The sequence below is a fragment of the Salipaludibacillus keqinensis genome, from assembly GCF_003226325.1.
Lineage (GTDB): Bacteria > Bacillota > Bacilli > Bacillales > Salisediminibacteriaceae > Salipaludibacillus > Salipaludibacillus keqinensis.
The window spans coordinates 801,858-813,093 of sequence record NZ_PDOD01000001.1; the positions used below are offsets into that span (position 1 = coordinate 801,858).

The 11,236-nt window shown below is 41.3% G+C and carries 10 protein-coding genes; 8 read left to right on the forward strand and 2 right to left on the reverse strand.

Going from position 1 to position 11,236, the window contains the following annotated elements; genetic code table 11:
* Positions 1–105 precede the first annotated feature (105 nt).
* From CR194_RS04150 to rlmD, 4 genes are all read left to right on the forward strand, one after another.
* The gene (locus CR194_RS04150) at positions 106–1,917 is read left to right on the forward strand and encodes a sugar-binding domain-containing protein (protein WP_110608363.1); all 1,812 of its coding nucleotides are present in this window, start codon (positions 106–108) and stop codon (positions 1,915–1,917) included.
* Between the two features lie 20 nt (positions 1,918–1,937).
* The gene (locus CR194_RS04155; RefSeq protein ID WP_110608364.1) at positions 1,938–3,314 is read left to right on the forward strand and encodes an MFS transporter; all 1,377 of its coding nucleotides are present in this window, start codon (positions 1,938–1,940) and stop codon (positions 3,312–3,314) included.
* Positions 3,315–3,574: 260 nt separating this feature from the next.
* Positions 3,575–3,925 carry a DUF3846 domain-containing protein gene (locus tag CR194_RS04160; RefSeq protein ID WP_110608365.1) on the forward strand — a complete coding sequence of 117 codons (351 nt, stop codon included), beginning with the start codon at positions 3,575–3,577 and terminating at the stop codon, positions 3,923–3,925.
* A 243-nt stretch (positions 3,926–4,168) separates the two neighbouring features.
* Positions 4,169–5,539 (forward strand): 23S rRNA (uracil(1939)-C(5))-methyltransferase RlmD, encoded by a 1,371-nt coding sequence (gene rlmD, locus CR194_RS04165; RefSeq protein ID WP_408640734.1) that lies wholly within the window; start codon positions 4,169–4,171, stop codon positions 5,537–5,539.
* 105 nt (positions 5,540–5,644) lie between these two features.
* On the opposite strand, the gene CR194_RS04170 is transcribed toward rlmD, so the two are convergent.
* The gene (locus tag CR194_RS04170) at positions 5,645–5,842 is read right to left on the reverse strand and encodes a hypothetical protein (protein WP_110608367.1); all 198 of its coding nucleotides are present in this window, start codon (positions 5,840–5,842) and stop codon (positions 5,645–5,647) included.
* 415 nt (positions 5,843–6,257) lie between these two features.
* Between CR194_RS04170 and CR194_RS04175 the strand changes: the two genes are divergently transcribed.
* The 4 genes from CR194_RS04175 to CR194_RS04190 all read left to right on the forward strand — a co-directional run bounded on the left by CR194_RS04175 (position 6,258) and on the right by CR194_RS04190 (position 10,280).
* Positions 6,258–6,899, forward strand: coding sequence for a CAP domain-containing protein (locus tag CR194_RS04175; RefSeq protein WP_110608368.1), 642 nt, complete (start codon positions 6,258–6,260; stop codon positions 6,897–6,899).
* A gap of 23 nt (positions 6,900–6,922) precedes the next feature.
* Positions 6,923–7,573: a cell wall hydrolase gene (locus tag CR194_RS04180; protein ID WP_110608369.1), complete on the forward strand. Its 651-nt coding sequence runs from the start codon at positions 6,923–6,925 to the stop codon at positions 7,571–7,573.
* Positions 7,574–7,713: 140 nt separating this feature from the next.
* Positions 7,714–7,947 (forward strand): hypothetical protein, encoded by a 234-nt coding sequence (locus CR194_RS04185; protein WP_110608370.1) that lies wholly within the window; start codon positions 7,714–7,716, stop codon positions 7,945–7,947.
* A gap of 596 nt (positions 7,948–8,543) precedes the next feature.
* Complete coding sequence (locus tag CR194_RS04190; protein ID WP_233254218.1) at positions 8,544–10,280, forward strand: methyl-accepting chemotaxis protein; 1,737 nt, start codon at positions 8,544–8,546, stop codon at positions 10,278–10,280.
* Between the two features lie 72 nt (positions 10,281–10,352).
* On the opposite strand, the gene CR194_RS04195 is transcribed toward CR194_RS04190, so the two are convergent.
* On the reverse strand, positions 10,353–11,210 hold the full coding sequence (locus CR194_RS04195) for an esterase/lipase family protein (RefSeq protein WP_110608372.1): 858 nt from the start codon (positions 11,208–11,210) through the stop codon (positions 10,353–10,355).
* Between the last annotated feature and the right edge of the window lie 26 nt (positions 11,211–11,236).

Consider the following 11,236-nt stretch of genomic DNA (forward strand, 5'->3'; position numbering starts at 1 on the left):
CGGTTACAATAAAACCACGCAAATGAATGCGCTTTATTTTTTTATTTATTATTACCGTTTTTGAGGTAATTAAACTACTATTTAAGTAATGAAAGGTTGATTTGAATGATAGAGCTTGATAGTTTTCAAGAAGTTGGACAAAGTCTTGCACCTAATCCTCAGTTCAAGCGAAGCGATTGGCTTGAACTACAAGGGGAGTGGTGGTTTGCCACAGATCCTGAGGACCAAGGGGTGAACGATCGCTGGTATGAAAACCTTCCAAAAGGAGACGTGATTCATCTCCCGTTTGTTCAGGAGAGTGATATGCATTCTAGCCACTCCAAGAACTCTCCCATTGTTTGGTATGAACGAGTTGTTCGTTTAGATGAAAGACAAAAGAATAAAACGATTCTTCTTCATTTTGAAGCGGTAGATTACAAGACCGTCGTTTGGATCAATGGATTTCAAGTGGGTGAACATGAAGGGGGCCACACTCCGTTCTCACTCTCATATAAGCCAGGGAACGACGAAGAAACCTTGAATATAACCATTCGTGTAGAAGATTTTAACCGGACGGATCAACCAATTGGCAAGCAGTCTTGGAAAGAGGATAACTTTTTATGTTGGTATTCACGCACAACAGGGATTTGGCAGTCATTATGGATGGAATTTGTAAGCGATCTCTATATTGAGAGTATTCAGATGACTCCGGATATTGATAAGGGCCAGTTAGTTGTGGAGACGTTTTGTCATATCCCAGAAACGACTCAGAAGCGGTTAGCATTAACTATGAGCGTTTACTTAAAAGGGACGCTGATTACAGAGGTGACAGTGAAAAACATCTCTCATTACACAAAAACAATTCTGACGATTGATTCAGATACTCCGGATTTTCGTCTCGCCTATTGGTCGCCTGAGTCTCCAGAGCTGTATGACATCGTTTTGACTATAGAGGAAGATGACAAGGTGAAGGATGAAGTGGAAAGTTATTTTGGTATGAGAGCCGTTTCAGTAAAAGGGAACGAGATCCTGCTAAATTACGAAAAATTTTATCAGAAGCTGATACTGGATCAAGGCTATTACAAAGAGACTTTGATGACTGCTCCGTCACCGTCGGCTGAACTGGATGATATCGAAAAAATCAAGGCAATGGGATTCAATGGCTTAAGAAAACATCAGACAGTGGGAACTCACAGATTTTTATACTTGTGCGACAAATTAGGGCTGGTTACTTGGGCTGAAATGCCAAGCTTTTATAAGTTTCATCGAGGATCTGCGGCCCGAGCATATTCTGAGTGGCAAGAGATTATTCAGAAACACTACAACCATCCTAGTACGATCATTTACACGATCATGAATGAGTCTTGGGGTGTGAATGAGATCTATGCGAACAAGCAGCAACAGCATTTCGTCGATTCTCTCTATTCCATGACGAAAGCGCTTGATCCTACAAGACTTGTGATCGGAAACGACGGTTGGGAACAGACGAAAACGGACATTTTAACGATTCACGACTATGCCCAGAAGCCGGAAAAAATACACAGCGCCTATCACTTAAAAGAGGAATTTGTTGAAGGGGCACCTTCTGTGACGAGCAATAAATTTACCTATGCTCAAGGCTATGAATATGAAGGGCAACCTATCATTTTAAGTGAGTTTGGAGGAGTGGCTTATTCCGAACAGACTTTGAATCAAGAGAAAGATTGGGGTTATGGTGATCGTCCTGAATCGAAAGAAGAGGCTTGGGAGCGAATATCTGCGTTAATTTCTGCTGTGATGGATAACGAGCATTTTTGCGGTTTTTGCTACACGCAACTGTCAGATGTTCAACAAGAGGTCAATGGGTTACTGACGCATGATCACGAATATAAATTTGATCCTGAAGAAGTGAAAAAACTATTGAATCAGAAGCATACACGAGGATTTATTTTCGAATGATAGGAAAGGAGAGAGGGAAAATGGAGGAACGAGCAACGATGATCAACACAGACGCACCGGAAAGGAAGAAAATAAGCAATAAGGAGGTGCTGTCTTACTTCAGTTATGGGATGGGCCAGTGTATCAGTTTCGGGCTCATCGGAACCTATATAATGTATTTCTACACGGATATTCTTGGCATCTCAGCTCTTGCAGCGAGTATGATTTTCGTCATTGCCCGCACGTTTGATGCGGCTAATGACCCGCTCATGGCATCGATTATGGATACGAAGCGATCAAAACACGGTAAGTTCCGGCAATATTTGCTTTACATGCCATTCTTCATCTTTATGATTACAATTATCGCTTTTCTGCCACTCAATCTTAGCCCGACAGCGAGCGTGATTTTCGCAGGAGCTACTTATATTTTGTGGGGTGTATTTTACACAGTATCGGATGTTCCCTTCTGGTCGATGTCTGCTGTGATGAGTCAAGAACCTCAGGAACGAACCAAACTTGTCACGTATGCCAATTTAGGGGTCTTCGTTGGGATCGGAATTCCGACGCTCCTTTTTACGCCATTAGCCGAATTTCTAGGTGGCGGTAGTCTGGATGATGGATTTTTCTATGCAGTGGTCATTCTATCGTTACTCATGCTTCCATTGATGTTTGTAGGTTTTCGTAACACGAAGGAGCGTGTAGAACCTCCCAAACAACGTGTGCGGATACGAGATGCCATCAAAGTAGTCAAAGGCAACAAGCCGATGTTTATCATTTTAGCGACGTTTTTCTGCAATGTATTTGTGAATATTACGTTAACATTGAATATCTATTTTTTCACATACAATCTTGGCAACGCTTCCTTAATGGCTGCCTTTGGTGTTATTAGTCTTTTAGCCTGCGTCGGTTTCTTTTTTATCCCGATGCTGACAAAGTATTTTTACAAGAAACATATCTTGATGACGATTCTTATTGCAGACATCCTGGTCCGTATAGTTTTCTTCATGACGGGATACAGCAATACGATGTTAGTTTTAGCCTTTTTGACTGTGACAATGATCTTGTATACGGCGACAGGGCCACTTATTTCCGCCATGCTCTCTGAAACAATCGAACTCACAGAAGTGCGTACAGGGCAGCGATCCGAAGCCGTCACTTTTTCTGGTCAAACTTTCACCGGCAAACTCTCCGTTGCGTTAGCAGGTGGTGCAACTGGGGTCATTTTGACTGTGATCAACTACGTTCCGAATCAAGCTCAAACAGAAGGAACGATGACAGGATTGTTTTTTGTGATTGCTTTATTACCAGCCTTAGGTTCTTTGATTCGCCTAGTATTGATGTATTTCTATAAGTATACTGAGAAAGAGTTTAATGAGGCAGTAGCAGAACTTCAAGTGCGAAAGGAACAAAGTTCATAAAATTAGATGTAGGGCTGTGGCCAAAAGGATGATTTTGGTGACAGTCTTTCTTTACTTGTATTATTACATTTTCTACCGTTTTCGTCCTGATCCGTTGGGTCATGTTGCGTAGGTGCTGTATCCGTAGCACCTAGTTAGCATGACGCGTCGTGCGCTCAAGTGCTGACTAAATAGTTTGTTCCCAGCTTATGTTTTAAGTTCCATTAAAATGGTTAAAGAGAGAGTGGAAAGCAAATAACAAGCTATAAGGAGATGAGCCGATGAGTATTTTACATTTAAGCAACAAGGAAAAAGGATTTGAAGAAAAGAACTTGGATACATTCAATATTGAATCTATCCAAGGGTTAGTGAAGGGTTCACCAGAAGCTCTTTATCTCCCGAATAATATAGTTATTTGGAAGAATCCAAAAGCAGCAGTGTTAAATCAAGAGAAAACACTTGTGTTAAAACACGAAGGTGAAATGAACGACTCGATCTATGGCGAAGTGGTAGTAACCGGTACGGATGGGACAAAGACCATTGGTTTGGGCGATGACCAGTTGAAGCAATTCCACAACAAGTTAGAAGAAGTAGAAGTAGATGGCGAAAAGCTACTTGCGATAGATTACTAATCGCTGTAGATTTTTTTAATAAGATGATAAGGCAGGGATCTCAAATTTGAGGTTCCTGTTTTTGTGCGTAGCATCTTAAACTTAAGTTTTTCCTGAGGCCTATATTATCCGATTGTCAAGTATAGAAGAAAGGTTTCTTATTTCCCTGTCCTCCTTTATAATAGGATAGGATTTATTTTTGTGACTAAAAGATTTCAAAGCACGAAGGAGGACCATTTAGTGAAAAATATCAAAGGGGAAACGATGACTGTTGATATAAAGCATTTAGATCATAAAGGGTCAGGGCGAGGGTCGACTTGGCGTGAGAATGACGAGGGGAACCCGAAAAAGTTAAGGTTGATTGTCCCGCAGACCCTTCCAGGCGAGACAGTGAAAGTGACGGTTGATCGCCCGGACCGGAAGAAATGGCGAACGAATCCTCAGGAGATTCTCACTACTAGCCCGGAACGAGTCGAACCACCCTGTCCTCATTTTGAAAAGTGTGGCGGCTGTATTTGGCAACACTGGAATTACTCAGGACAGTTGAACTATAAAACGGCACATGTGAAACAGATCCTGGAACATAAAGGGTATGACAAGGGACTTGTCCGCGAAACGATTGGAATGGAAGATCCTTGGCACTACCGGAATAAAATGGAGTTTACTTTTTCGCCAGAAGGGGACCTTGGTCTACATGAACAGGGGAATTTCAGGAAAATTATCCCCCTCGAGACTTGCTTGATCGCAGGAGAAACGATGGTTGATGCCACGATGGTGGTTTCTGAGTGGGTGAAAGATCATCAATTGGAAGGGTACGACAAAGATCTCCATGAGGGATTGTTGCGGCACTTGATGGTGAGACAGTCTTTTGCAACGGGAGAAATCATGCTCGCTCTTTTTGCAACAAAGGCACCAGAAGGACCCCTTCAGCAAGCGGCGGATGATTTGGTGGCGCGGATTACAGAACGTTGTCCGAATGTGAAAAGCTTGTTATGGCTTGAAAATACTGATTGGGCAGACCGGGCTCAGTCTGAAAAGGATCACGTGTTAGCGGGACGAGATTTTATTAATGATGAAATGGCTGGCTACCGCTTTAGACTTTGGTTTGATACATTTTTTCAAACAAATCCGTTACAAGCGGCAAAACTAGTGGAATTAGCGCTTGAAATGGGACAACCTAAAAAAACGGAAAAGATGATTGATTTATTCTGTGGTGTGGGCACATTCTCCCTTCCATTTGCCGATCGAGTCAAGGAGCTGGCTGGGATTGAGCTAGTGGAAAGTTCAATTGAATCAGCCAAGCGCAATGCTGAAGATAATGGACTATCAAATACCCGGTTTTTGGCTAAAGACGCAAGAAAAGGAATCGATCAAATGTTGGAGAGCTTTGGCAAGCCTGAATTGTTGTTAATCGATCCGCCAAGGTCAGGTGCTGGTGGGAAAGTAATGAGACGAATCGGCCGAGCGCAACCTCAACGTATCGTCTATGTATCATGTAATCCAGAATCCTTTGCGGAGGACCTTCAGGAGTTGGAACCATTCGGCTACACGTTAAAAGAAGTGCAACCGGTGGATTTATTCCCACACACGTTCCACGTGGAGCTTGTTACTATTATTGAGTTGAAAGAGAAATAAACGATTGTGTGACAGCCTGGACTTTTGTCCGGGCTGTTTTTATATAGGTGGGGATTAGATGTTAGGGTAGAGATTATATGTTTTTTAATGTGCAGCGACAGGCGATTAACCGAATATGAGATAAGCCACGAGCAACAAGGCAGCCAATATACCAAAACCAATGAAAATAGTATTTTTGGTTTTATTCATATCATTGTTATCTTTACCAGTTGCCTCCTTCGCCGTTAATATTTTTATATTTGCGATTAATATTCCCATGATAACCAAGGCTGTGGCTACGATTGCTATAGCTAGTATTTCCATGACTATCACCTCTAGGTAAGTAGAATTAAATTGGGATTTTTGTGAGTCGGTTTTCATGTTCCCTAGGATTGATGGGGTAAAACTTTTTAGACGTGTTGGTGTTGTATATGAGGAGTATAGGTTCTTCAGGAATTTTGGGAGTTTCAAGATTGGATTAGCGACGGACAGCGGGAGTGAAGGTTTGTGAACGTCGTCAACATAGGAAGTTGGCGACGAAGACACCCCAACTTAATAAGCTAAAGGTAGTAAACTCCTAAAACAAACTCTTTTATTTGTATCCTAATTAGCCAGAAGAACCGTTCCTGCGGCCCATGGTCTACTGGAATAATTTACTGGTTTAAAAATTTTGAGATATGGGTTAACGTTGATAACTGTAAAATCCAATAAAGTTAGCAGACGAAAGGATGGTCTTAAGATGAGGAAGTACGTTACAGCATTTTTATCTGTTGCGATAGCGATGGGAATTTATGCTGGAGCCGCAGGGGCGTATGAATATTTCGATGAGCCGCCGTTTGAAGCTTACAAAGTAAGTCAAGGCGATAGTTTCTTTTATATTGCTCAGCGTTATGGACTGGATTCTAGCGAACTGCAACGAATCAACTCGGATGTTGATCCGTATAACATGCAAGTAGGTTCAATAATTCGACTTGTAGAAGAAGACAATGGTCAACAGCAAGTTGAACCGGCTGATGATAGTTTTGAAGCAGAGGTTGTCAGGCTAGTGAATGAAGAACGTGCGAATCACGGATTGCAACCGCTAGAAAGTAGCTCTGAAGTTCAGAACGTGGCACACGCCAAGTCAAAGGACATGGTTGACAATAATTACTTTAGCCACACAAGTCCAACATATGGTTCACCGTTTGAGATGCTTGATACATATGGTGTCGAGTACCGAACGGCCGGTGAAAACATTGCGCAAGGGCAACGTTCCCCGGAAGCGGTTGTGAATGCTTGGATGAACTCTCAAGGACACAGAGAAAATATATTAAATCGTAATTTTTCAAAAATAGGTGTAGGACACTATGAAAATACGTGGACACAATTGTTCACAGACTAATATTTAAGAAAAGAAAGGTTTGAATGATGTTGAAAAAGTTAGCTAGTTTACTATTTGCAGGAATGTTTGTTTTTACAGCAGCAAATGTTACAGAGGCAAGTTTACAGAAATTCGATTCCCCGCCATTTGATAAGTACCTCGTAAGTGAAGGGGATACCCTTTACTATATTGGGAAACGTTATGGCGTAAGTTTGGACGACCTTTACAGATTCAACCCTGATGTGGAAGGCGATTTCTTGTTAGCGGGATCGACTCTTAATCTAGTAGGGGATCAAGGTAGCAATAGCGCTACTGTCAGCAATAGTTCAAGAGTAGAACTAAACGCCGCTGACCGTGATTTACTAGAACGTTTAGTTCACGCGGAAACGATGGGACAAGAATATAATGGAAAAGTTGCCGTGGCGGAAGTTGTGCTGAATCGAGTAGACAGCAGTGATTTTCCTGACACAGTGCGTGAAGTGATTATGCAGAACAGACAGTTCACACCTGTTTCTACAGGGGCAATCAATAACAACCCTAGCGCTAAAACTGCAGAAGCGGTAGATGAAGCTCTAAGAGGAACAAATCTAGTGGAAGATGCATTATTCTTCTGGAATCCAGACATCGCCACGTCTCGATGGTTAGAAGAAAAGACAGTGATAACAAAGATTGACGAACATGAATTTTTACAATAACTAGGTGAGATACCTGACCCCCGATGCGTTACTGCGTTAAGGGGCAGGTATTTTTTTGCCTTTTTTAGCAAGACAATATCATGTAAGATAGAATAGATGTGATATTACAGTGTGTTTTCGTACTTAGGGAGGCAAGGTTCATGATTTGGATTAATAGTTTATTTATGGTCGTAGGATTGGTATGGATTTTAGCAAGTTTTCACAAAAACTTGAAAGCGGGGAAAGCCTCAGCGGTCCTCTTTTACAGTGGCCTGGCTTTAGTTGTAGGAGCTGGCGTAAATCTATTCGTTAACTCATTTGTGTTGCTAATCATTATTTTTGGTGTGGTCAACCTGACCGCATTTTATATATTTATGTTTAAAAAACCTGACTAAAAGGGCTTTCTAGCTGGACAGTAATTGAGATAAATCGATGAAGAAGGAGAGCCCGTTTAATTAAGGATAACTAGAGTGGTTATGTTCCTGCTCTTAACGCTTTCATGCGTTGAGGGGCGGGAACTTTTTTTGTTCATTGGGCATTGGGATCTAAGGCATAAAAAACAGGGTATTACCTAAGTTTCCAGCCCACTCTGTTCAGCCTTACCTAGCCTGTAAGGAGTTTAATAAATGTTCCTATGACTATTCTATTAAGTTCGCACTTTTTCCTGAAAATTCAAGATGAGCTATTGAAGATTGATAGATTCCAGTTTAATATATCTATAGAACTACTATAAAAGAACTATCTAAATGACAATTTACTTATTATTATACGATATTTTCTAAATGACTTCGTTTAAATCTTGCATGAATCACTACATAAATAATCAAGTAAGAATGTCTGACTGTTTTTGAAGGAGGGAGTTTGGAGAATCTGAATAGGGTGGATGAAATAAGGTGGAAATACTGCATCAAAAGAAACAATGAATCATCGTTGACAAATTACGTAGAGAAATAAAAAGGGGATTAATAAAATGGTTACAAAGATAAAAAACATGAAATTAGCACCTAAAATTATATTCGCAGCGGTTCTGTTGTTCACGATATTCGCGCTCGTTTTGTCCATTGTCTTTTACAACAGTTTCCGAACGAATTTAGCTGAATCAGGGGAAGATCATTTGCAAAGCATTACGGAAGGTGCTATGGGGATCGTTGAAGCCGTGTATGCGCAAGTGGAGCAAGGGGAACTGACCGAAGAACAAGGCCAGGAGTTGGCGAAACAAATTTTACTAGGTGAAATGGATAGCGAAGGGAACCGAGACTTTTCCGGTACGAAGTATATTTATGGTGACCAAGGTTATGCCATTGTGTGGGATGATGATTATATAGCGGCGATGCACCCTTTTATGGAAGGTGCCGACGGCTATGATTTGCAAAATAGTGAAGGACAATATGTGATTCGAGATATAGTTGACGTCGCAAAAAATGAGAACGCCGATGAGCAGATCATGTATTACGCATGGGATGAACCAAATGGTGAAGTGAGAGAAAAGGTGTTATATGCGGAATATTTTGAACCGTGGGGTTGGAACTTATCCGTAGGGGCGTATTCAGACGAATTTTTCGAAGGAACTCAGACGATGTTTTTCCTCATCTTAATTACTGTAAGTGGTCTCCTGTTGCTCTTTACCTTTATCATTTATGCAGCGGTTAAACGAGTGATCAAAGCGTTACAAAAGGTAAATGAAACAGCCTCTCAGATTGGAGAAGGAGACTTACGCGGGTCAGACATTCAATCCAAAGGTCGCGATGAAATCGCCTCCCTTGGTGAAAGTGTCAATCGAATGAAAAATCATCTTCGGGAAGTCGTCACTCAAGTGACCGATTCCACAACGGAAGTGCAGTCTTTTTCTGAAGAGGTTCTGGCTTCCATCCAAGAAAACGAGAAAACGTCAGAGCAAATTTCAAGTTCGATTGAAGAGCTCGCTCATGCAATTGACTCCAATACAGCCTTGTCTGTTGAGAACATGACAGCGATTGAAGAAGTGGCGATAGAATTAGAAAAGCTTGATAAAGCCGCGTCCATCGTGAATCAAGAAGTAACCAATAATGATCGTTTGGCCAAGGAGGGAAATGAAGTCGTCACCGTATCCGTGAACGACATGAACACGATTCACGAAACTGTAAAGGAATATACAGAGAAATTAGTAGGGCTAGAAGCGAAAACGAATGAAATTACAAGCATCGTGAACGTCATTAATGACATTTCAGAACAAACGAATTTACTAGCTTTAAATGCAGCCATTGAAGCTGCAAGAGCGGGCGAAGCGGGGAAAGGGTTTGCTGTTGTGGCCGACGAGGTTCGGAAATTAGCTGAACAAACCTCCAATTCATCGAAAGAAATCGTTTCGCTCGTCACGTCAGTTCAAACAGATACATCCGATTCCGTCGCGAAAATGAGGACAATCCGTGAAGAAGTCAGTGTCGGGAAAGAAAACATCGAGAAGGTTGGTCAGTTATTTGGAAACATTTCAAGCGCTACGAAACGAATTGCTGACAGATCCGAAGATGTTTCTGCCATTTCAAACGAAATAAACACGAAAACATCCATTGTCACTGAAAACATGCAGAATATATCTACGAATGCAGAGAGCATTACAGCGAATACGCAGAATGTTGCGGCATCGTCTGAAGAACAAACGTCATCCATGGAAGAAATGACAGCCGCGGTGGAACACTTGAACGTCATCACAGACAAGCTTCAGCGCGAGATCGAACGGTTTAAATTGTAGTTTGATTGAGGTGCCTGACCCCCGATGCAGTAATGCGTTAATGGAATGGGGGTCAGGCACTCTTTTAAATTATTATCTAATCCATCTGACTGCTCGATCAGGGTCAGCAGGGCCTTGATGTGCTAGTGCATCGAAAACAAAAGAAAATGATAATGGATCATAGACAATTTCTTGGTGACCAATAATGCTTAATGGGTAATAGTCTTGAATAGTAATATTTGAAACTTGCTTTTCAGGACCGTTAAGGAATGCAGATGTATATGGAATAACAACTTGATCTTTTTTTGTAGAAATGACAGTATAAGAGACATTTCCTGGTGTCTCATTCCCTTTATTCAGTTCTTCTACGAACTCAGATCCAACTAGCTGTTGTTGGCAAGCTTTACAAGAAGAAATATCAGCAACTCCCGAATTGATCTGTTCTAAACCAAAAAATCCCGTCGTTCCATGGTTCGAAGGAACAAAAGCAATCAAATTCTCTACAAATTTATCTCCACCTAAAAACTTCAAGTAATGTCTTGGCATCATCCCGCCTTGGCTATGCCCAATAATATCTACTTTGTCTGCACCAGTTAATTGTAAAACATTATCTACAAACTCTTTTAATTCATGAGCTGACTCTTCAATATCACCAGTAGAGGGTCCCGCATGAGTTAATCCGTAATTCATTGCATAGACACAATATCCTCTCTTAGCAAGCTCAGGTGAAAGAGTAAGCCAATTTTGCGCACTTCTCTCAAATGTACCTGGAACAAGAACGATCGGGTTAGGCTTGTCTAAAGTTGGTTCACAAGTTGCAAGATTTGCTCCCGGAGGAGGTGTTCCTTGTTCAAGTAAAAATCCTTCTGTAGAAACTTCCGCTTTCAAATGACCCGGTAATAAGATTAAGAAAGCGATTACCAAAATGACTTGAAAAAAATATTTTTGCATATTAAATTCTCCTTCCCAAATAATTA

What these genes read in the sequence shown, in the direction of transcription:
- CR194_RS04160 (WP_110608365.1), top strand. Translation starts at nt 3,575, where the DNA reads ATGAGTATTTTACATTTAAGCAACAAGGAAAAAGGATTTGAAGAAAAG.
- CR194_RS04185 (WP_110608370.1), top strand. Translation starts at nt 7,714, where the DNA reads ATGATTTGGATTAATAGTTTATTTATGGTCGTAGGATTGGTATGGATT.
- CR194_RS04155 (WP_110608364.1), top strand. Translation starts at nt 1,938, where the DNA reads ATGGAGGAACGAGCAACGATGATCAACACAGACGCACCGGAAAGGAAG.
- rlmD (WP_408640734.1), top strand. Translation starts at nt 4,169, where the DNA reads ATGACTGTTGATATAAAGCATTTAGATCATAAAGGGTCAGGGCGAGGG.
- CR194_RS04150 (WP_110608363.1), top strand. Translation starts at nt 106, where the DNA reads ATGATAGAGCTTGATAGTTTTCAAGAAGTTGGACAAAGTCTTGCACCT.
- CR194_RS04170 (WP_110608367.1), bottom strand. Translation starts at nt 5,842, where the DNA reads ATGGAAATACTAGCTATAGCAATCGTAGCCACAGCCTTGGTTATCATG.
- CR194_RS04175 (WP_110608368.1), top strand. Translation starts at nt 6,258, where the DNA reads ATGAGGAAGTACGTTACAGCATTTTTATCTGTTGCGATAGCGATGGGA.
- CR194_RS04195 (WP_110608372.1), bottom strand. Translation starts at nt 11,210, where the DNA reads ATGCAAAAATATTTTTTTCAAGTCATTTTGGTAATCGCTTTCTTAATC.
- CR194_RS04180 (WP_110608369.1), top strand. Translation starts at nt 6,923, where the DNA reads ATGATGTTGAAAAAGTTAGCTAGTTTACTATTTGCAGGAATGTTTGTT.
- CR194_RS04190 (WP_233254218.1), top strand. Translation starts at nt 8,544, where the DNA reads ATGAAATTAGCACCTAAAATTATATTCGCAGCGGTTCTGTTGTTCACG.